The sequence below is a fragment of the Gammaproteobacteria bacterium genome (genome assembly GCA_015709615.1).
Lineage (GTDB): Bacteria > Pseudomonadota > Gammaproteobacteria > Burkholderiales > Nitrosomonadaceae > Nitrosomonas.
Window position 1 is genome coordinate 2440489 of the sequence record CP054179.1, and the last position, 20507, is coordinate 2460995.

The following is a 20507-nucleotide window of genomic DNA, read 5'->3' on the forward strand; positions in this document are numbered from 1 at the left end:
GATGGCAAAAGACATGAGCAAGCTGGATAAAGTCGTTCTGGAAGCGCGCCGCAATGCGGAAAAGCGCGCGCAAGGCTACCGCGAACAAGCGTTGAAACTGTTTCCCTGGGTTTGCGGTGGTTGCGCTCGCACGTTCGATCACAAGAATTTGCAATTACTGGAAGTGCATCACAAGAACAGCAATCACGACGATAATCCGCCCGACGGCAGCAACTGGGAACTCCTGTGCACCTATTGCCATGAGCATGAACATTCTAAGCTAAAGGATGCTATGGGCCGCACGGATAGCGGGCGAACCGAAACAGTGGCGACGTTCAACCCTTTTGCCAATCTGAAGGATAGGTTGAAGAATAAATCGTAGTTCCGGATTTTAATGCGTGGTTGCGGCAGTATTGAGTTTGATTGGTATCAGTTTGACGGGTAGCTATAATGTGTTTTTCCAGCCAATAGGAGTTTAGTCATGGTGAAGTTGACTGATGTCAAAGGTATCGGTGCGGCGACGGTCAAGGTGCTAGCGGAGCACAAAATCAAAACGGTTGAAGCGCTGGCTGCGATCAGTCTGGCGGAGTTGCAAAAGATACCGGGATTCAGCGGCGATTTACGCGCCCGCGCAGTGAAGCAATCCGCAGCGGATTGCTTGCAAGTAAAAGCGGCCAAGCAAACAAGCGCAGCCAGCGGCGATACACAAACTGCGGTGCAAAAGACCGTTAAGCCGAAGGTTGCCGCCAGCGCGGCTGTGAATCAGTCTGAAACCGGCAAGGTCAAGGATAAAAGCAAAAGGAAAGACCGGAAGGACGATAAGAAAAAAGTAAAAGACAAGGAAAAGAAAAAGAAGAACAAAGAGAAAAAGAAAGCCGGCAAGAAAAAAGACAAAAAGAAATCATAGCTCCTTCGGCCTGATCAAGTGTTGCAGATGTGCCAGATGGGGGGTTGCCGAGATGGCTGCGGTGCCAAAATCCAGTACAGCGGCTGCGGCAGTGGTGAGTAACTTGCCGGACTTGTTGAGCGGCGGGGATTCTTCGGATAGATGACAGAGCAATTGATCCAAACCGGGATTGTGGCCGATGAGGAGAAGGGTGTGGATGCCTTCGCCGTATTGATGAATCAATGCCGTCAGGTCTGATAATGATGCTTCGTAAAGCTTACTTTCCCAAAGCATGCTTTTTTGCGGCAAGTTCAGTTGCTCCAGCACCAATTGACCGGTTTGTTTGGTCCGCAGCGCCGGTGAGCATAGTATTTGGTCGATATGGAATGGCCGTTGTTTCAGCCATTGCCCCATTTGCTTTGCAGCTTTCCTGCCGCGTGCCGTCAGCGGCCGGTCGAAATCCGGCCTGCCTTCCTCGCGCCAATCCGACTTGGCATGCCGCATGATGATCAGCCGATGTTTTTGCATGGATTGACCTATAAAAACCGTTCATCAACTTACATATTATCACCCTTAAGGTGCCGAACATGGATGAATCCTACGCAGCGGTGGATTTAGGTTCCAACAGCTTCCACATGATTGTGGCCAATTGGACGGATGGCCGTCTGCAGATTATCGATCGCATGAAAGAGATGGTACGCTTGGCTTCGGGACTGAACGACAAACAGGAATTGACGAAAGAATCCATGCAGCAGGCGCTGGAGTGTTTGCAACGTTTTGGTCAGCGCATCCGTGAGATTCCCCATGTGAATGTGCGCGCGGTCGGCACGAATACGCTGCGTCAGGCCCGCAACGGCGCGGATTTTTTGCTGCAGGCGCATCAGGCATTGGGGCATCCGATCGAAATCATTGCCGGCCGTGAAGAAGCGCGGCTCATTTATTCCGGTGTGGCGCATACGCTGTACGACGAAGTGAATAAACGCCTGGTGATCGACATCGGCGGCGGCAGCACGGAATTGATCATCGGCAAGGGGTTCGACACCTACCAAACGGAAAGCTTGTACATGGGGTGCGTCAATATGAGTCAGCGCTTTTTTGACGACGGCAAGATCAAAGCCAAGAAAATGCGCAAAGCCATCCTTTTTGCGATGCAGGAACTGGAATCGCTGGAAACGGCGTACAAGAAAATGGGCTGGGATTATGCCTTGGGTTCTTCCGGCACGATCATAGCCATCCGTGACGTGGTGCACGCGCAAGGCTGGTGCGATTCGGGGATTACCGCACCGGCACTGACGCAATTGCTGGATGCGTTGATTGCAATCGGCGATAGCGCGCAGCTCGATTTTGCCGGTTTGTCGGAACGCAGAAAACCGGTGTTTGCCAGCGGTGTCGCGATATTGTACGGTGCTTTCGAAGCGCTCAACCTGAAGCAAATCGACGTATCCGAGGGCGCGCTGCGCGAAGGCTTGCTGTACGACCTGATCGGCCGGGTGCACGATGAAGATATCCGGGATCAGACGATCATGGCGCTGGCGCAACGGTACAATGCCGATTTAGAGCAGGCGGGCCGGGTAAAAGCAACGACTGAAAACTTTTTTCATCAGGTAAAAACCGCTTGGGAATTGGATGAAAAAAACGACCTGAAATTGTTGCGCTGGGGCGCGTACCTGCATGAAATCGGTTTATCGGTCGCGCACAACCAATATCACCGGCATGGCGCTTATCTTACCGCCAATTCGGACCTGGCCGGATTCTCGCGTCAGGAGCAAATGAAGCTGGCGCTGCTGGTGCGCAGCCACCGGCGTAAGTTTCCCGTGGAAGAATTTGAGCCGGCCGCTGCCGCATTGAGAACTTCCGTGATGCGATTGTGCATCCTGTTGAGGCTGGCGGTGGTATTGCATAGAAGCCGCTCCAATGCCAATCTGCCGGAAATATTGCTGTATGTGAATAAAAACCGGGTGAATTTGGATTTTCCGGCCGGCTGGCTGGATCAACACCCGTTAACACTGGTCGATCTCATGACAGAGCAGGGTTTTTTGCAAACTGCGGACATCAAGTTATCCTTTCATTAGACAGTTGCGGCGGCTTGCATGAAATTACATACGGAATTCATTGCAAGCTATTGAACTTATGGGTTATGGACGCTAGACTGCTGCATTTTCCAATGTCGGAAAGGCGGATTTTTTTGTGTTCAAAGTTTTACCCAATGATGTTCCAATGAGAAAGGGGATGGTATGCAATTAGGAAAACTTGCGCACCGGTTTGACGGAATTTGCAGCGTAATATTGTTTTTGCTCATGATTCTATCGGGTTCTGCGGTTGCCGAAGAGTGGATGTATACCGTCCGTCCCGGCGACAATTTATGGAATCTGACCGAGCGCCATCTCAAAAGCATGGACTACGTGCCGCAATTGCAGCAGCTCAACGGCGTGAAGAATCCCTATGTGATACCACCCGGCACCCAGTTGCGCATCCCTGTGGCCTGGAGCAAGGTGCACAGCACATCGGCGCAGGTGACGAGTGTGTACGGTGCGGCGGCAGTGCAGCGCGGAAATCAAGAGCGTATGCCGGTCGAACAGGGCATGCAACTGCTGATCGGCGATGAAATACACAGCGGTAACGACGCTTTCGTGACGGTGGAGTTCGCCGATAATTCGCATATGCGGGTGCAGGAGAATACCCGGTTGCGTTTCGACAATATGCGCATCTTCGGTGATTACGGTTTGACCGAGACGCTGATCGATTTGCAGCAAGGACGCACGGAAAGCACGGTGCCGGAAAAATCCGGGAAAGCCACGCGCTTCAGGATCAAAACGCCGTCCGCGGTCAGTTCGGTGCGCGGCACGGATTTCCGGGTCGGGGTCATCGAGGCGCAATCGGGCACCAGCAGTGAGGTGCTGGCCGGTGGTGTCGAGGTTGCAGGTGAGAAAAAGAATGTCAAAGTGCCGGCCGGTTACGGCACGATGACCGCGCAGGGCAAGCCGCCGGTAGCGCCGGTCAAGCTGTTACCGCCGCCGGATTTGTCCGGGACGGCGCGTTACTACCAGAGTTTGCCGCTGGTGATTAAATTCAACCCGCTGGCGGGCGCGCACATGTACCGGGCGCAAATTGCCGCAGACCGGGATTTCAAAAATTTACGATCGGAATTTACCACCGCCAGTTTGCCTTTCCGCGATGGCGAAATTCCCGATGGAGACTACTGGCTGAGAGTGCGCGGGATCGATGGTTTATCGATCGAAGGTAAGGACGCGGTCATTCCTTTCGCGCTCAATGCCTATCCGGAAGCGCCTTTTATTCTCGCGCCGTTACCCGGCGGCATGGCGGAGCCGGAGAAGCAGCAATTCAAATGGGCGGCGCAGACCGACGTGTCGCATTATGCGATTATGATCAGCAAAGACGCCGATTTTTCGACTGTGCTGTATTTTAACCCCGAGGTCAAAGAAAACAGCGTGACGTTATCCGAATCGCTTACCCCCGGTCATTATTTCTGGCGCATTTTCTCGGTTTCGGCGCGTGAAGGCGCCGGGCCGTTCAGCGACACGATGGCGTTTCGCGTGCCCTATCCCGCACCGGCGGTGGGAGAAGCGCAGCTCGACGACGGCAAAATGACGTTCGCCTGGCGCGCCGCCGAGGAAGGTCAGCGTTTTCAGTTCCAGTTTGCGCGCGACCGGGAATTCACCGACATTATTCATGAGGAATCGACCGCGGCTTCGCAGTTGACGATCGCAAAACCGGACAGCGGCACCTATTATCTCCGCATCAAAACCATCGAATCGGACGGTTTTCAAGGGCCGTGGGGAAAGCCGCAGGCGGTTGAAGTTCCATTCGGTATCTCCTATTGGTTCATGCTGCTAATGCTATTGCCGCTGCTCGTGCTGATATGACCCAAGCGGGTAGGTTGTGGCAACGTTATTCATTTGCTGCGCGCATCGCGATCTTGCTGACCGGCGTTGCTTACCTGGCTTACGCGGAAGTGCTGGAACGTCTTGACTACATCCTGTACGACAAAATAGCCGTCCTGCAACAATATCCGCAGGATCCCGATATCGTCATCATCGCCATCGATGACGAAAGTTTCAAAGCGTTAGGCCGCTGGCCGTGGTCGAGAGGGGTGCACGCAGAACTCATCAACCGGCTGAGCTCGGTCGGCAACAGCGCGGCGGCTATCGACTTACTGCTGTCCGAACCGCAAGACAGCGATCCCTACGCCGACCGTTTATTGGCTTACGCCATTGCGGCGCACGGCGGCGTCATCTTTCCCGCGGCACCGGCCTTGGAAGCCGGCACGGAGGCGCTGACGCTGGTGCAGCCGCTGCCGTTGTTCACGCAACAGGCGGCGCTGGGGCATACCGATGTGGAACTGGATAGCGATGGCGTGGCACGGCGCGTTTTTTTATACGCCGGCATCAATGCGCCGGTATGGCCGGCGCTGGGGCTGGCGCTGACCAATCCGGCCGCGGCGCGCGCGATGAATCAAGCACTCGCTCAGGTGGAAGCGGCGCAGGCAGGGGATTGGGTGCGGGCGCAGGAAGCACTGATTCCGTATGCCGGAGAATCCGGCAGTTTCCGCAAGCTATCGTATGCGCAGGTTTTATTCGACGATGAAACCTTGGGTAGTTTAAGGGACAAGACGGTAATCATTGGCATGACGGCTACGGGCATGGGCGCACGCTTTGCCACACCGCTGTCGCCGCTCAATCATCAACCCATGACGGGGGTGGAATGGCATGCCAACGTGTTTTCTATGCTGACCACCGGGCGCGTCATTTATCCGGTTCGCGCGGGGGTCACAACCGTCATTTCGGTGGTATGGGTGAGCCTCGTTCTGGCAGTCATCGCCTGGAGCGGGAAGAGTTTCACCGTTCCGCCGCTGCTTGCATTGATCGCCGCTGCTGTATTTCTTGCGGGGTTGATGCTGGAGTTTTACCGCATTTGGATTCCTCCGGGTGCGGCCTTGCTCGGCACGCTGTCGCTGTATCCGCTGTGGAATTGGCGGCGCATCAATGATTTTTTGCGCACTTTCTGGATGAGTAAAGCGCATTCCAATGCCGCCTTGGAGTCGATCGGCGACGGTGTCATCATCACCGATGCCTTGGATCAGGTGATTTACATCAATAAAGGGGCGGAAAACATTCTGCGCACCCGGCTCGACCAGATCAAAGGAAAGCGGCTGGCGGAGATTCTCGGGGGCGATGCGAAAGCCGGCGATTGGTCCGGGGATCAAACCGAAAAGGATCGTATGGCGGACAGTTTCGGCAAACCTGGCATGATCGAGTGCGCGCTGAAAACGGCACAAGGCAACGAACGGACGGTACGGATTACGCGTAACCAGTTGTTCGACGATCAGGAAACCGTGATGGGATCGGTGATCGCGATGACCGATATCACCGATCGTGTCGAACTGGCGCAACAAGTGGCGCATCAGCAAAGCTACGATGCTTTGACCAAATTGCCGAACCGTTCAAGGCTGCTGGTGCAATTCGACGATCAGATTCAAACAATCCAAGATAGCGGCAAGATCATCGCGGTATTTTTTATCACCCTGGATAATTTCAAGAAAATCAACGATGCGATGGGACACCACGCCGGCGACAAACTGCTGCAAATGGTTTCCGCGCGTTTGTGCGATTTTGCCGCTGCCGAAGGTATTCTGGCGCGTTGGGGTGGCGATGAGTTCGTGCTGCTGTCGAGCGGATTGACGAAGGAGGGTTCCGCTCCCGCAATGGCGCAGAAAATGCTCGATGCCATCCGGCAACGGTTTGAGATCGACGGTTTGGAAGTGTTTGTGTCCGCCAGCATCGGTGTGAGCTTTTATCCCGAGGATGGGGTGTCCAGCGAGGCGGTTCTGGAGCGGGCCGGTACTGCGATGTACCGCGTCAAGAAGGATGGCGGCAATCACTTCGGCTTTTATTCCGCCGAATCGTCGGTGGTCTGGACGCGCGATCAGCTTGAATTGGAAAGGGAATTGCGCGCCGCGATCAAGAACGATGAATTGCAGGTGTTGTTTCAGCCGATCGTCAATGCGCAATCGCATCGTATCGCGCGCATCGAAGCACTGGTGCGCTGGCCGCATCCGAAGCGCGGTTATCTATCGCCAGGCGAATTCCTGCCACTGGCGGAGGACATCGGGCAGATCGAGCAATTGGGCGAGATCGTATTGAGAACGTCGTGCATTGCGGCATACAAACTCAGACAATTGGGTTATCCGGTGAACGTGTCGGTGAACGTGAATCCGCGGCAATTATTGAACCCGCATTTCCCGCAGACCATCGTGCAAGTGCTGCGCGATACCGGTCTGCCCGCCAAATCGCTGATACTGGAGATCACCGAAAGCGCCATCGTCAACGACATGGAACGGGTCAGCAAAGTATTGGAAGAGATCAAGTGTCTGGAAATTTTAATCGCCCTGGACGATTTCGGTACCGGTTATTCGTCGCTGACGCTGTTGCGCGAGTTGCCGATCGACATCCTGAAAATCGACAAATCGTTTGTACGCACATTGGATCAGAACCGCAACGATCTGAAAATCGTGCAGGCCATCATCGGGCTCGGGAAGAATCTCGGTCTGACCGTGATCGCGGAAGGGGTGGAAACGGAACAGCAGGTGAAGCTATTACTGCAACATGCGTGTTATTACCATCAGGGCTTTTATTTCAGCCGGCCTATTCCTTATGACGCATTGTACGAATTGATGCAGCACAAGCTGCATCAAGCCGTGCCGCAATAATGTTCCAGCAGCAGCTGCTGCGCTGAGCGTGGCTTGGATGTGCCGGGTTTCAAGCGCTTGTACGAGCCGTCGCTTTGCAGCAACCAGGCTTGCGTGTTGTCGGACAAATAACTCAGCAGCCCCAGATCGATGACATTGTCGCTGGTGCGTTTCTCCTCGATCGGGAAGCACACTTCGACGCGGTAATGCAGATTGCGTGTCATCCAGTCGGCACTGGAGCAGAAGACCAGTTCCTGACCTTCGCCGCCGCCGTTGTGAAAATAGTACACGCGGGTGTGTTCGAGAAAACGGCCGACGATGGAACGCACGGTGATATTGTCGGAAACGCCCTTGATACCGGGACGCAGGCAGCAAATGCCGCGGATGATCAGGTCGATTTTGACGCCCGCTTGCGATGCTTTGTACAGCGCGGCGATGATTTCGGGGTCGACCAGCGCGTTCATTTTGGCGATGATCCAGGCTTTTTTCCCTGCCGCCGCTACGCTGATTTCCTTGTCGATGTAATTCAGAATGCCTTTGTGCAGTGTGAAAGGCGATTGCAACAGTTTCTTCAGTTTGCCCGCGCGGCCCAAGCCGGTGAGCTGGTGAAACAGTTTGTTGACATCCTCGCCGATCGCCTTGTCGCAACTCAGCAGACCGTAGTCGGTATACAAGCGCGCGGTGCGGGCGTGATAGTTTCCGGTACCCAAATGCACATAGCGGCGCAACGTGCGGCCTTCTCTGCGCACCACCAGAATCATTTTGGCGTGCGTCTTGTAATTGACCACGCCGTACACCACATGCGCTCCGGCCTGCTGCAATTCGCTGGCCAGTTCGATATTGGCTTCTTCGTCAAAACGGGCGCGCAGCTCGATCACCACCGTGACTTCTTTGCCGGCACGTGCCGCTACCTTGAGCGCCTCGACCACGGCCGAATCGGTTCCGGTGCGGTACAGCGTCTGCTTGATCGACAATACGTTGGGATCGGCGGCGGCTTGGCGCAGAAAATCGATAACCGGGGCAAACGATTGAAACGGGTGATGCAGCAAGATGTCACCGTTGTGCAGCGTGTCGAAAATATTGTTGTTTTTCAGCAAACGCTTCGGAATGTCGGGGGTAAAGCCGACGAATTTCAGCTCCGGCCGGTCGACCAGATCGCAAATCGCCAGCAAACGCCCGAGATTGACCGGCCCGGCGACCTGATACAAATCGTTCTGCTGCAGTTCAAATTTCTGTAACAGAAAACTGCTTAGATTATCCGGGCAGTTGTCCGCGACTTCCAGGCGCACGGCGTCGCTGAACCGGCGCGACGGCAATTCGCCTTCGAGTGCGCGCAGCAAATCGTCGATGGCCTCATCGTCGATCAGCAGGTCGCTGTCGCGCGTCACTTTGAATTGATAGCAACCGGTCACATTCATGCCCGGGAACAAGTCGCCGACATGTGCATGAATGATCGAAGAGAGCATGACAAAATCGTGATTTCCCTCGCTGTATTTCGCCGGAACTTGAATGACGCGCGGCAACGAGCGCGGCGCTTGCACGATCGCCAATCCGGAATCGCGCCCGAAGGCATCCTTGCCTTCCAGCGAAATGATGAAATACAGGTTCTTGTTCAACACCCGGGGAAAAGGATGCGCCGGGTCGAGTCCGATCGGACTCAACACCGGTAATACTTCGTCCTTGAAGTAGCGGTGAATCCAGCGGCTGGGCAACGGTTTCCACTGCGAGCGGCGCAGCAGGCGGATTTTGTCCTTGGTCAGCGCGGGTATGATCAAATCGTTCCAGACGCTGTATTGTTCCTGTACAAACTGATGCGCGGTCTCGCTGACGCGCGCCAGCACCTCTGCCGGAGACAGATTGTCCGGACCGGTTTGCGTCGAGCGGTATTTGGCTTGTTGCTTTAAACCGGCGACGCGTATTTCAAAGAATTCATCCAGATTGTTGCTGGCGATGCATAAGAAGCGCAATCGCTCCAGCAGCGGCAAGGTTTCGTCCTTGGCCTGCTCGATGACGCGCCGGTTGAATTCGAGCAGACTCAGTTCGCGATTGATATACAGCGTCGGGTTTTTAAGATCAGGGGTATCCATCAATGACAGTTGCTCAGGTGATTTTTATTTTTTCTTATCGGTTTATTGCCGTTCCGATACATCCGTGCGGAAAATGCGCGGGTTTGCCGGAGTCCGGTTTATACCGCATGAATGTTTCATTTTGGTGACAGTTTCAGCAATTTGCCATTGTCTTCATCGGTCAACAAATACAACGCGCCGTCCGGGCCTTGTTCAACGTCGCGGAATCGCAGCGTATTGGTTAATAACCGTTCTTCGCTGAGAATTTTGTTATCGCCGGTGGTCAGGCGGACTAATTGCCGGCCGGCCAAAGCGCCGACGAATAAGTTGCCGCGCCATGCCGGAAACAATTTGCCGGTATAAAACACCATGCCGGATGGTGCGATCGACGGCACCCAATAGTGAATCGGTTCTTCAAAGCCTTGTTCGGCGTGCTCGTGCTTAATCGGCGTGCCGTTGTAGTGCATGCCGTAGTTGGCCTTGGGCCAGCCGTAATTTTTTCCCGCTTGCGGAATATTGATTTCATCGCCGCCTTTCGGGCCATGCTCGTGAATCCACAATGCGCCGGTTTGCGGATGGATGGTTGCGCCCTGCACGCTGCGATGACCGTACGACCAGATCTCCGGTTTGGCTTGCGGATTGTTGACGAATGGGTTGTCGCCGGGCACCGAGCCATCAGGGCGGATGCGGATAATCTTGCCGATGTGATTGCTCAGGTTCTGCGCTTCCTCCATAAAATCGCCGCGATCGCCCAAGGTGATGAACAGATTGCCATCCGGCGCAAACGCCAGACGTGAACCGAAATGCACCGACCCCAGTACTTTCGGTACCTGGCGGAAAATCACCTGTAAGTTTTCCAGGCTGCCGTCCTTTAATTCAGCCCGGGCGACCGCCGTGCCCGCCCGCGATCCTTCCGGCTCGGCGTACGACAGGTAAATCAGCCGGTTCTTGGCAAATTCCGGATCCAGCGCGACATCGAGCAAACCCCCTTGCTGCTGAAAGAAAACTGCCGGAACGCCTTTGATGGGTTCCGATACCTTGCCATCCGGTGTGATGATGCGCAACCGGCCAACTTTTTCCGTAACCAGCACATTGCCGTCCGGCATGAACGCCATGCCCCAGGGGAATTGCAATCCTTCGGCAACCAAGCGCACGTCGAATTCGGTTTGGAGACGCTGCGCTTGCGCGCTGAGTGAAACAGCAAGACAGAGAGCAATTGCGATCAGAATTTTTTTAAATGGTCGTTTCATGATGGGTTGTGCTGGATGCATGAGTTAACGCGCTCAACTGTATCATTCCTGCCGGAGCGGCTCAATACAAGCTGGTTAAAACACCACGACGCGCACCCGCACGCCGCCGAACACGTTGAGCGGCGGGCCGGGTTCATAATACCGCCCGAGCGCGGCATTGATACGCGTGTTGGCGTTATATTGCGCGTCGAACAGGTTGTTGACGCCAAAAAACACCGAGCCTTCGATATTGTTGTGTTTCTTTTCCCATCCCAGCAGCAATTGCCCCAGGGTATACGCCGGGTTGGTTGCGCTATTGGTGTCGTTGACAAAAAACGCGCCGACGCGGTGCACGTGTAGTTGCCCGAAAAATCCGAGCGGATGTGCGTAGCGCAGCAAGCCTTCCCAGCGGTGACGGGGAATGCCGGGGAAAGTATTGCCTTTCAGGTTGGTATCGTTGGCGGTGTATTTTTCAAATTCAAAATCCGAAAACGTGTAACTGACTTCGCCACGCAGACCTTTCCATTCCGGTGTCGCTAGGCGTGTTTCGACGCCGATCCGGCGCGATTGTCCGGCGTTGCGGAAAAATGCCCGGCCGGGCGACGAGGCCAGCTCGAACGGCGTGATTTCGTTCCACGTGCGGATAAAAAACACCGCGGTGTCGTATTGGAATCCGGCGGTGTTGCCGCGAAAGCCGAGTTCGTTGCTGAGCGACGTTTGCGCGTTCAGATTCGGATTGAAGCCGCCTTTTCCGGCGGGATTGTTGATCAGTTCTGTCGTAGTCGGCGCTTCAAAAACGGACGCGGTATGCGCGTAAATCTGCTGCTGGCTGGTCACGTGATACACCAGCCCGGCGGTACCGCTGGTTTGCGATACGGTGCGCGCGCCGGATTGATTGCCGTCGCTTTTGAATTGATCTTTGACTTCATACCGCAGCCAATCCCAACGCCCGCCGAACACCACATCCAATTTGTCCGCCACGCGCCATTCGTTGCGGAAAAACGGCCCGGTACTTTGCACGCGCTCGGTCTGGCTCAAGTTCAACACGCCGCGCGCGCCAAAATTGTTATTGAAACGCTGCCGGTCATCGTTCTGGATGCCGTAATCGACGCCGACCAGAAAGCGGTTGGGGCGATTGAACAGCATATGATCGTTGACGAACTGCATCATCAACCCGCCCACCCAGCGATCGAACTGCACCTGTCCGCCATCGAAAAACTGCTGGCGGCTTTGGAAATCGCGGTGCAGCAGATAGGTTGTCGCGGTTAGCTCCTTACCGGCGGAAAAGCGGTTGCGGAAACGCAAGCCGATTTCCTCCTGGCGGATTTCTTCACCGGCGTTGTACTGCACATTGCGTGCGGAAGCTTGCCGGGGATTGTCGCGCACTTCCGCGCCGGTCAGCGCGCCGGGATCCTTGGACAGCGGCGAATAAAACTCGCGGAATACCAGCATCAGATCCGAATCTTCGCTGGTTTTGAAATTCAGCTTGGTTTGAAACAGAGTGTTCTGCATCGCGCTTTGATCGCGCCAGCCGTCCTGCTGCAAGTGCGAACCGAAGATGCTGTAGCCGAAATTGCCGTTGCGCCCGCCCATGAACAACTCGGATTTCAGATAACCGTATTGCCCGAACACCTGGCGCGGCATCACGACGAATTTCTCCGGCGGCGCTTCGCGCGTGGTGATGTCGATCATGCCGCCGGAAGCATTGCCGTACAGCGACGCTGAAGGTCCACGCAGAATATCCATGCGCTCGATCAGCGACGGATCGATCGAATCCAGCTGCGTCTGCCCGTCCGGCAACGTCGCCGGAATGCCGTCGACGCGCATCTGAATACCGCGCACCCCGAACGAGGAGCGCGCGCCAAACCCGCGGATCGCGATGCGCAAATCCTGCGTGAAGTTGAACTGATTCTGAAAAAACACCCCTGGCGTGCCGCGCGCGAACTCGTCCAACGTTGCGCCGGGTTGATAGTTATGTTGCGGAGTGCGCGTGATCTGCGTGACGCTGCTCGGAATCTGTTCCGGTGAACGCTCGCTGCGCGTGGCGGTGATGTTGATCGGGTTGAGAATGACGGATTGCGGGGTTTTGGATTCCTGCGCCCAAACAGGTAAAGCAATTGCAGTGCAACCGGCCATAATCATTAAAAAATGAATTGCAGTACGCATGCAGGAAAAACGGCCAGGACAAAAAATCGCAGCAGAAATAACAGACATGCGCGCAAGTGTATCACTCGAATGACTGGCATCAAATTGTTGGGTTTTTACTGATTGGTTACGATCATTTTTGTTGATTACTGGCGATACGTAAAAATATGTAGCAATCTGCTACAATCAATAATTATTTGGATTGATGGAGTCAAAACATGGCAAAAGCAGCTTCTCCGATTCGCTTGCAAGATGAATTAATGCAAGCCGCCGCATTGACCGCGGAGCGGTTCCACCGCAGCACAGCAGAGCAAATCGAATATTGGGCGGAAATGGGGCGCAATATCGACCACATGCTGAATCCGGACGACATGCTGGCGATCTCTGCGGGATTGGCAAAAATTACTGTCGAGCCGGTCACCAGCGAGCCGGTCGATGTTGCTAGCATATTTCAGTCATTGGAAACCGATCGCGCCGCAGGCGTTTTGCCGCAAACGGTGACCGGCAGCGCGATCCGCTATCAGGCATCGGCTACACACCCCGGTTTGTTGGAACAAATCCAACCGGATGGCCGCATCAAAACGGGAAAGTTTCAAGGCGGCGAATTCATCGAAATGATTGAGCCGGCGCTTTGAGAAAGAAAAAACAACTGTGGCTACTGGCCGGGGGCAACGGTGCGGGCAAAAGTACTTTCTACCGTACCCGGCTGGCACCCGCAGGTCTGCCGTTTGTCAACGCGGATATCCTGGCCAAGCTGCTGTATCCGCAAGCGCCGGAAGCGCACAGCTATCACGCCGCCAAACTGGCGGAACACCTGCGCCTGCAATTGCTGCGGCAGGGCCGCAGTTTTTGTTTTGAAACGGTATTCTCGCATCCGTCGAAAATTGATTTTGCCGCGCAAGCCAAAACCCTCGAGTATGAAATCATTCTGGTGTTTATTCACTTGGGTGACTCAGCACTCAACCAAGCGCGGATCGCACAGCGAGTCAGCGAAGGCGGTCACAACGTTCCGGCCGATAAAGTGATCAGCCGGATACCCAGAACGCTCAAGCTAATTAAAAAGACGCTGCCGCTATGCGATCACGTATACATCCTCGACAATTCCCGCGCGGATAATCCGTTTCAACAACTGGCCGTTATTCGCGATGGACAGATCATATTCCGGCTTGATGTTATGCCTGATTGGTGTAGGGAATTGTTGGCCGATTATGGGGCAGAAAAATAAGATTTGTAATGAATATGGAGATCTAAACGATGCACGAGGAGGTTAATGAATGGAGTGGCGATGTATTGCAACGCAAGAAATATGCGGATTTTCTCACGCAATACCTGATCGCTAAAAAAGGCCCGTTCGTAATCAATATCAATGCACCTTGGGGATCCGGCAAAACCTTTTTCATTGAACATTGGTGCGAGGATTTAAAGAAGGAGCATCCATGCGTACTGTTTAATGCATGGGAAAATGACTTCTCGAATGATCCTTTATTATCAGTTATTTCTTGCATTGAAAAAGATTTATCGCCTTTGTTATCTGTTACCGATAAAAATGATAAGAAGATAAATAGTGGGTTATCAAAAGCTGGTAAGTATTTAAAAAGCATTGCCCCAATTTTAGCAAGAGCAGCAGTTTCTAAAGCGATTGGTAAAGATGGATTGGAAGAATTGCAGCAGCTCAATGAAAAGGATGAGAAGGCTGCTACTGAAATTGTAGAAAAAGTCACTGAACAATTGATTCAGAATAATAAAGCTGTTGAGAAAGCCATAGAAAGTTTTGGAAAGTCTTTGGAAGAACTAATAGAAAAATTGACTCGCAATCAGGAGTACTTGAAAAAGCCATTATTCATTTTTATTGACGAACTTGATCGATGCCGCCCGCTTTATGCAATCGAATTATTAGAAAGAATAAAACATTTGTTCGGTGTACCAGGGATTGTTTTCGTTATCGCGACGGATACCGAGCAATTAAAGCACTCCATTAATGCAATCTATGGCAGTGGATTTGATTCAACTACATATTTAAGAAGATTCTTTGACCAAAGCTATGCCCTTTCTTTACCTGATTATGTTGAATACGCTAAGTTATTATTTCAAGGATTTGATCCTGATTTAGTTAATAAATTTGTTCAAATTGGTATCTCTTTATCGGGAGATGAAAAACGCAATTGGGTTAATATTGGCGGTGACCTAAATGAATATCGCGGAAGTGATGAGTACACACTTACGATCGAGAAAAATGAGTTGGCTGAAATGGTATTGCTATTTTCCCTTTTTTCAGCATTCTTCAGGCTTGATTTGCGAACGCAAAAACAGTGTTACGAAAAAATCTTGGCAATTATTTCCTCTGTTCCATTCGGAGAAAAATTGCATTTTGCTTACCTGATTTTCTTGATCATGCTTGAGGCTAAAGTTCCGGTGTTATTTAAAGAGTACTTCTCATTTGGCAAAGATCAGGATCGTGAAAAAAAGGAATTGATTAAAAATAAATTCAGCTCTTTTTATAATATTAGGATAAGTGAGCGCTTATATTACGCGCTTGATTTTGTAGATTTTTATTCCATGTATGCTTATGCAGACCATGATGGAATATCAAATGCTATAAAAAGAAGAAGGCATCCAAGTGCCGAAGTAAGGCTGTTAGAAAGTATTATAAATAATCAAGGCAATATGAAACTGTATGAGAAATGGGTTTTACTTGCATGCAATTTAGATTAACAGGTCGTTGAATAATCATGGCTAGGTCATTTCTCTTTACAAGAAAGTAATGAATTATTCTGTGCATCATCGTGGTTGATAACTGCCCACTCCAAAGCCGCCTCATCCTGCTCGGCGCCAGCAACCTGACGTTATCGCTGCGACTGGTCATTCACCTGATGCAGCAGCGCTTCGGCGGACCCAGCGAAATTCTGGCAGCCATCGGGCACGGGCGGGCGTACGGTATTTTCAGTGAAGCGGTGTGGCGCGGGTTGCCGGGAGTTGCGGATTGCGGGTTGTGGCGGCAGTTGCGTGAGACGGAATCGCGACAGGCTTATGCATTGCTGACTGACATCGGCAACGATATTGTGTATGGCTTGCTGCCTGAGCAGGTGTTGCAATCGGTGGAGCGATGTGTGGAGCGGTTGCAGCAGCAATCCGCGCAGATCGTTGTGACCGGTTTGCCGATGACTTCAATCGAACGTTTGTCCGAGCGGCGTTTTCTGTTGTTCCGCAATCTTTTTTATCCTTCCTGCCGGTTGCCGCGGAATGAAACGGTCAGTCGCGCCTGGGCGGTGCATGACGGCTTGGTGGCTATGGCGGCGCGCCGCAAGTTCGTATTGCACGAGCAGAAGCCGGAGTGGTTCGGTTTAGACGGCATTCATGTCGATTACTGGCAGCGCGAGGCGTATTACCGGGATATCGTGCAGCAGTTTGCGGATTCCGGCAAGAAGCCGGAGCCGCTGGAGAGCGGGCGGGGACTCTTTTTGACGTGGCAGCGGCGGCCGGAATTCGCGTTTAAAACGCTATTCGGCCGTGCCATATACCGTCCGCAGCCGAGCGGTTTGTTGGCGGACGGTTCGCGTGTTTGCAAGTATTGATTCGTGTGAGCATGACCGGGCGCAGTAGTTTTTAGAACTTCCCTAGTTTCGGTCGCGATACATGACTACCGTATAGCGCACGCCTTGTGCAGTGCGATACGCTTCCAGATCGAAAGGATATGCCTTGTTCGACTCGAGCTTGCCGGCTACGGCATCGCCATCGATATCGTCGTACCAAGCCCATTTTCCGCCATCGAGGTGCTCCGCGACCGCGGTGAAATAGCGCACGCCGCCTTCGGAAAAACCGCGGATGCGCACCGGTGTGACATTGTGTTTGCGCAATTGCGCATCCAGTTCTTTTGCCGTGACACGGCTGAAGATCAACGAGGGTCCCGGGCGTTCTTCGACGATTACTGCGTACCGACGCACACCGGCGGAGACGTAGGAGGTCAAATCGGCGATGTGCTGCCGGCCGTTGATTAACTGATTGAGTCCGGCTTCATCCAAGCCGGTCAGTACCTTGGTTTCCGGTTCCGATCCTTGTTGCAACGCCAATGTGAAGTGCGCTTGATTATCCGTTTCGTCGGCAGTTATCGATACCGGGCGGGCGTTCATGGCGGCAATTTTATCGTCCAGCTCTGCTGCCGTGACGTCGCGCAGATAATGCCCTTCGATCCCGGGTTGGCGGTACACGATGGCGGCAAAACGCCGATTTGTGCCGGTTCCGTAACTGGAAAGTCGCGTCAGATGCCAGCCCGGCATCAGCACGTCGTCGATATAATCCGGTGCGATGTCGTGCGACCAGAGCCAGCTTTCCGGCGGGTTGATAGAAAATTTCATCGCTTCCTCCTGCTTTGCGGATTCAGTTCCGTTTGTCCGGCTATTTTCCTGCTTACCGGGCGGATTGGTTTTTGGGTTACTGTCTGTCGTGCATGCCGTGATGAGAACGGCCATTAACACAGAAACTACCTGTTTCAAGAAAATCAAGTGCGGTGTGCTATTCATAGTGATTGTCTCCATCGAACCAGCGGGTTAAACACAATGTGCGCGCCCGGTTTTGGATGATACCGCAGGAATGCGGATTGCGATGTTTTTCCATGAACGGCGCGTTTGACAGCCCATCCGGCATTCAGTATATTCAGCGCAGAAAATATGCGTTGATTTTTATCGTATCCTGCCTTAATTCTCTCTATTCGAGCTTTCTTATATGCGTATCGTTGTCACCGGAATGGGGATTGTGTCACCGATCGGCACGGGCATTGATCCATTCTGGAAAAATGCGGTTGCCGGTACCAGTGGAATTATCAGTATTCAGAGCTTTGACGCTTCCAAACAGCGTTCGCGGATCGCCGGGGAAGTGCAGGGTTTTGACCCCGCCACTTTTTTAACCGCCAAGCAAATCGAACAAACCGACCGCTTTACGCAACTGGCGCTGCACGCGGCGGGTCAGGCGATGGCGGATGCCGGCAGTCTGGAAAGTTATGAGCCGCGGCGGTTGGCGGTCAGTTTGGGGTCGGGCATGGGCGGATTTTCGACGTTCGAATCTTCTGCGGCGCGCAGATTCCAAAATAAGTCCGTGCCGCCGTTTACCGTTCCGCGCATCATGGCCAATTCCGCCGCTGCCTGGATCGCAACCAAATACGGGCTGAAGGGTACCAACCTGACGACCAGTACGGCCTGCTCGTCCGGCGCCAATGCCATCGGCATAGCGCTCGATCTGCTGCGCAGCGGCAAAGCCGATGCAGTGGTGACCGGCGGCGCGGAAGCTTGCGTGCTGCCGCTGACGATGGTGGGTTTTGAAGCCTTGTTTGCGTTGTCCACCGGATTCAACAACGACCCGGCGCAAGCCTCGCGCCCCTTCGCCAAAGGCCGCGACGGCTTCGTCATGGGTGAAGGCGCGGGCATCCTGGTGCTGGAACGGGAAGACGCGGCACTCAAACGCGGCGCAAAAATTTACGCCCGGCTGGCCGGATACGGTTGCGCCTGCGATGCGACGCACATCGTCGCACCAGATATCGACGGTCAAGCGGCGGCGATGCAAACCGCGCTTGACGACGCCGGCATGACCCCCGCGCAGGTGGATTACATCAACGCGCATGCCACCTCGACGCCCATCGGCGACGTTATCGAGACCAAAGCGATCAAGCAACTGTTCGGCGAGCGCGCGCCGGAAATTCCGGTCAGCGCCACCAAATCGATGATCGGCCACAGCATCGGCGCTTCCGCCGCGATCGGCAGCATCGCCGCGATCATGACGCTGCAAACCGGCACCATCCACCCCACAATCAACCTCATCGAAGCCGATCCGGAATGCGATCTGAATTACACGCCCAACACGGCGGCGCAGAAAAAAGTGCAGACCGCGCTGTGCAACGCCTTCGGCTTCGGCGGCAACAACGCCAGCATCGTTTTTACAACTCTATAACACAAGGTGCCCACAGACATGGATACAGCAGACCTCGAAGCGAAAGTCATCGAATTTATCGCATCAAAAGTTGAAAACGCCGACGCCTCCACCATCACCGCCGCCTCCAAATTTGACGAACTCGGCCTCGACTCGATGGACACCGTCCAACTGCTGTTCGACGCGGAAGACGCTTTCGGCGTCACGTTCGACGGCGAGGAAGTCAAGAATCTCCGCACGGTGGGGGATATTATTACTTATATTAGTGAGCATCCGCCGGAGGAGAAGGGGTAGTGGGGGGCGCGGGTGATTTTTGGCAATTACAATTGACTGTTAGATCATATTTAATTCAAGTTGGTTGAAAACCAGCAGATTGAAGAGCGCAGTTAATACCCCGCTGCTTGCGGCGGGGTGCTTTATTTAACCGACTCAATATATTTTTTTACGATTTTTTTTAAATCAGATCTGTCTTCCTTTTTTACACTCATTACAGCTCTGATTATTTCTATCTGATCCAAATCGAGACTATCTCGATGGATTCCTAGAATTTGCAGCAGATCATCATCCGCTTCCTTATTTTCGTTAGCAAACCTGTCACCTTTGCCGGTTTCCAGCCAATACGCATTGATTTTTAATATTTCCGAGAATTTTGAATTGTGCCGACTTCCCTGAGCAGCATTTTTTTTGTCACACAAGTATTGCACTGTTTGCGGCTGAATGCCTGCCATCCGAGCCAGTTTGGTCTGTGTTATTTCGGCGTTTTTTATCGCCCATTTTAGGCGTTCCCCATAGGTATCCATATCGGGAATGATACAAGCAATTTTGTCAAAATGTTGACAGGTGTATTTTTTGTTGAGAACCCGCATAAGGCGGAAGCTGAAAGCATTCCGCCCGAATGGCTTATCAATTTATTCTACTGCACGAAAGCGATGATCGCTTGTGCTCTCAATGTAATTACACTATAGTCATGCGAGTATCGTAACTCATTAACACTTCTCATGACCCATCTCATCAAAATCGGCAATTCCCAAGGCATACGTATTCCCAAACCGCTCATCGAACAGGCTGACTTAGAGGGTAAGGATTTGCAATTGCAAGTCGTGGAGGGTGGTTTGTTGATTACGCCCAAGAAGGCGGCGCGGGAAGGTTGGCGTGAATCCATTGAAGGCACATTGAAGATGCGTGGCGCGGAGCCGCTGGATCAGGAATGGTTGAATGCACCGTTGTCTACCGCTGACGATTGGGACTGGTAGTGCCGAAAGTTTCTCGATTCCAGGTTTGGCTGGTGCAGCTCGACCCGACGCAAGGCTCGGAAATCAACAAAACAAGACCTTGCGTTGTAATTTCTCCGGACGAGCTTTCCGCTTTATCCACCGTGCTGATGGCACCGATGACAACCCAAGGTTTTGAATTCCCATGCCGGGTTGCTTGCAGTTTCAAAGGAAAACAGGGTTTGATTTTGCTCGATCAAATCAGGGCGGTCGATAAAACGCGCTTGGTCAAAAAACTTGGCGTCATTGACGAAGCGACGCAAATGGATTTGTGCCAGCGATTGCATGAATTGTTTGCCTATTAACAGG

19 protein-coding genes are annotated in these 20507 nt (G+C 53.2%); 13 read left to right on the forward strand and 6 right to left on the reverse strand.

The genetic code is table 11. The features are described from left to right. Position 1 precedes the first annotated feature (1 nt). Together HRU77_11635 and HRU77_11640 are read left to right on the forward strand one after the other, a co-directional pair. Positions 2–361, forward strand: coding sequence for an HNH nuclease family protein (locus HRU77_11635; GenBank protein QOJ21277.1), 360 nt, complete (start codon positions 2–4; stop codon positions 359–361). Between the two features lie 99 nt (positions 362–460). Beyond that, on the forward strand, positions 461–886 hold the full coding sequence (locus tag HRU77_11640; protein QOJ21278.1) for a helix-hairpin-helix domain-containing protein: 426 nt from the start codon (positions 461–463) through the stop codon (positions 884–886). Here HRU77_11640 and sixA read toward each other — a convergent pair. Then, positions 881–1393 (reverse strand): phosphohistidine phosphatase SixA, encoded by a 513-nt coding sequence (sixA, locus tag HRU77_11645; GenBank protein ID QOJ21279.1) that lies wholly within the window; start codon positions 1391–1393, stop codon positions 881–883. The two genes, HRU77_11640 and sixA, sit on opposite strands and share 6 nt — an antisense overlap. A gap of 59 nt (positions 1394–1452) precedes the next feature. Here sixA and ppx point away from each other — a divergent pair, with 59 nt between their 5' ends. The 3 genes from ppx (at position 1453) to HRU77_11660 (ending at position 7592) form a co-directional block, all read left to right on the forward strand. Continuing rightward, positions 1453–2937: an exopolyphosphatase gene (ppx, locus tag HRU77_11650; GenBank protein QOJ21280.1), complete on the forward strand. Its 1485-nt coding sequence runs from the start codon at positions 1453–1455 to the stop codon at positions 2935–2937. A gap of 162 nt (positions 2938–3099) precedes the next feature. Continuing rightward, a complete protein-coding gene (locus HRU77_11655) occupies positions 3100–4749 on the forward strand; it encodes a FecR domain-containing protein (GenBank protein ID QOJ21281.1) in 1650 nt (549 codons plus the stop codon). Continuing rightward, entirely contained in the window at positions 4746–7592 is a 2847-nt protein-coding gene (locus HRU77_11660; GenBank protein ID QOJ21282.1) for an EAL domain-containing protein, read from the forward strand. The genes HRU77_11655 and HRU77_11660 overlap by 4 nt, the downstream gene beginning before the upstream one ends. Here HRU77_11660 and ppk1 read toward each other — a convergent pair. The 3 genes from ppk1 to HRU77_11675 form a co-directional block, all read right to left on the reverse strand. Next, positions 7574–9658: a polyphosphate kinase 1 gene (ppk1, locus tag HRU77_11665; protein ID QOJ21283.1), complete on the reverse strand. Its 2085-nt coding sequence runs from the start codon at positions 9656–9658 to the stop codon at positions 7574–7576. The genes HRU77_11660 and ppk1 overlap by 19 nt on opposite strands. A gap of 116 nt (positions 9659–9774) precedes the next feature. Then, on the reverse strand, positions 9775–10887 hold the full coding sequence (locus tag HRU77_11670) for a PQQ-dependent sugar dehydrogenase (GenBank protein ID QOJ21284.1): 1113 nt from the start codon (positions 10885–10887) through the stop codon (positions 9775–9777). A 75-nt stretch (positions 10888–10962) separates the two neighbouring features. Continuing rightward, entirely contained in the window at positions 10963–13032 is a 2070-nt protein-coding gene (locus tag HRU77_11675) for a TonB-dependent receptor (protein ID QOJ22159.1), read from the reverse strand. Positions 13033–13229: 197 nt separating this feature from the next. On the opposite strand from HRU77_11675, the gene HRU77_11680 reads away from it, so the two are divergent. The 4 genes from HRU77_11680 (at position 13230) to HRU77_11695 (ending at position 16583) form a co-directional block, all read left to right on the forward strand. Continuing rightward, on the forward strand, positions 13230–13646 hold the full coding sequence (locus HRU77_11680; protein ID QOJ21285.1) for a hypothetical protein: 417 nt from the start codon (positions 13230–13232) through the stop codon (positions 13644–13646). Then, a complete protein-coding gene (locus HRU77_11685) occupies positions 13643–14236 on the forward strand; it encodes an AAA family ATPase (GenBank protein QOJ21286.1) in 594 nt (197 codons plus the stop codon). The genes HRU77_11680 and HRU77_11685 overlap by 4 nt, the downstream gene beginning before the upstream one ends. Positions 14237–14265: 29 nt before the next feature. Further along, positions 14266–15723, forward strand: coding sequence for a hypothetical protein (locus tag HRU77_11690; protein ID QOJ21287.1), 1458 nt, complete (start codon positions 14266–14268; stop codon positions 15721–15723). Positions 15724–15791: 68 nt separating this feature from the next. Beyond that, entirely contained in the window at positions 15792–16583 is a 792-nt protein-coding gene (locus HRU77_11695; protein QOJ22160.1) for a hypothetical protein, read from the forward strand. 42 nt (positions 16584–16625) lie between these two features. On the opposite strand, the gene HRU77_11700 is transcribed toward HRU77_11695, so the two are convergent. Continuing rightward, positions 16626–17528, reverse strand: coding sequence for a hypothetical protein (locus HRU77_11700; GenBank protein QOJ21288.1), 903 nt, complete (start codon positions 17526–17528; stop codon positions 16626–16628). A 202-nt stretch (positions 17529–17730) separates the two neighbouring features. Here HRU77_11700 and fabF point away from each other — a divergent pair, with 202 nt between their 5' ends. Beyond that, entirely contained in the window at positions 17731–18948 is a 1218-nt protein-coding gene (gene fabF, locus HRU77_11705) for a beta-ketoacyl-ACP synthase II (protein ID QOJ21289.1), read from the forward strand. Positions 18949–18966: 18 nt separating this feature from the next. Then, the gene (locus tag HRU77_11710; protein QOJ21290.1) at positions 18967–19221 is read left to right on the forward strand and encodes an acyl carrier protein; all 255 of its coding nucleotides are present in this window, start codon (positions 18967–18969) and stop codon (positions 19219–19221) included. 122 nt (positions 19222–19343) lie between these two features. Here the strand turns inward: HRU77_11710 and HRU77_11715 are convergent, their stop codons facing one another. After that, a complete protein-coding gene (locus tag HRU77_11715; GenBank protein QOJ21291.1) occupies positions 19344–19793 on the reverse strand; it encodes a helix-turn-helix transcriptional regulator in 450 nt (149 codons plus the stop codon). Between the two features lie 132 nt (positions 19794–19925). On the opposite strand from HRU77_11715, the gene HRU77_11720 reads away from it, so the two are divergent. Both HRU77_11720 and HRU77_11725 read left to right on the forward strand, forming a co-directional pair. Beyond that, entirely contained in the window at positions 19926–20180 is a 255-nt protein-coding gene (locus HRU77_11720) for an AbrB/MazE/SpoVT family DNA-binding domain-containing protein (protein QOJ21292.1), read from the forward strand. Continuing rightward, complete coding sequence (locus HRU77_11725) at positions 20168–20503, forward strand: type II toxin-antitoxin system PemK/MazF family toxin (protein ID QOJ21293.1); 336 nt, start codon at positions 20168–20170, stop codon at positions 20501–20503. The genes HRU77_11720 and HRU77_11725 overlap by 13 nt, the downstream gene beginning before the upstream one ends. Positions 20504–20507 lie beyond the last annotated feature (4 nt).

Bases quoted from the DNA above. Each gene is read 5' to 3' on its own strand.
- HRU77_11675 (QOJ22159.1), bottom strand. From the start codon at position 13,032: ATGCGTACTGCAATTCATTTTTTAATGATTATGGCCGGTTGCACTGCA.
- ppk1 (QOJ21283.1), bottom strand. From the start codon at position 9,658: ATGGATACCCCTGATCTTAAAAACCCGACGCTGTATATCAATCGCGAA.
- ppx (QOJ21280.1), top strand. From the start codon at position 1,453: ATGGATGAATCCTACGCAGCGGTGGATTTAGGTTCCAACAGCTTCCAC.
- HRU77_11715 (QOJ21291.1), bottom strand. From the start codon at position 19,793: ATGCGGGTTCTCAACAAAAAATACACCTGTCAACATTTTGACAAAATT.
- HRU77_11670 (QOJ21284.1), bottom strand. From the start codon at position 10,887: ATGAAACGACCATTTAAAAAAATTCTGATCGCAATTGCTCTCTGTCTT.
- HRU77_11635 (QOJ21277.1), top strand. From the start codon at position 2: ATGGCAAAAGACATGAGCAAGCTGGATAAAGTCGTTCTGGAAGCGCGC.
- fabF (QOJ21289.1), top strand. From the start codon at position 17,731: ATGCGTATCGTTGTCACCGGAATGGGGATTGTGTCACCGATCGGCACG.
- HRU77_11680 (QOJ21285.1), top strand. From the start codon at position 13,230: ATGGCAAAAGCAGCTTCTCCGATTCGCTTGCAAGATGAATTAATGCAA.
- HRU77_11690 (QOJ21287.1), top strand. From the start codon at position 14,266: ATGCACGAGGAGGTTAATGAATGGAGTGGCGATGTATTGCAACGCAAG.
- HRU77_11640 (QOJ21278.1), top strand. From the start codon at position 461: ATGGTGAAGTTGACTGATGTCAAAGGTATCGGTGCGGCGACGGTCAAG.
- HRU77_11700 (QOJ21288.1), bottom strand. From the start codon at position 17,528: ATGAATAGCACACCGCACTTGATTTTCTTGAAACAGGTAGTTTCTGTG.
- sixA (QOJ21279.1), bottom strand. From the start codon at position 1,393: ATGCAAAAACATCGGCTGATCATCATGCGGCATGCCAAGTCGGATTGG.
- HRU77_11720 (QOJ21292.1), top strand. From the start codon at position 19,926: ATGACCCATCTCATCAAAATCGGCAATTCCCAAGGCATACGTATTCCC.
- HRU77_11655 (QOJ21281.1), top strand. From the start codon at position 3,100: ATGCAATTAGGAAAACTTGCGCACCGGTTTGACGGAATTTGCAGCGTA.
- HRU77_11710 (QOJ21290.1), top strand. From the start codon at position 18,967: ATGGATACAGCAGACCTCGAAGCGAAAGTCATCGAATTTATCGCATCA.
- HRU77_11660 (QOJ21282.1), top strand. From the start codon at position 4,746: ATGACCCAAGCGGGTAGGTTGTGGCAACGTTATTCATTTGCTGCGCGC.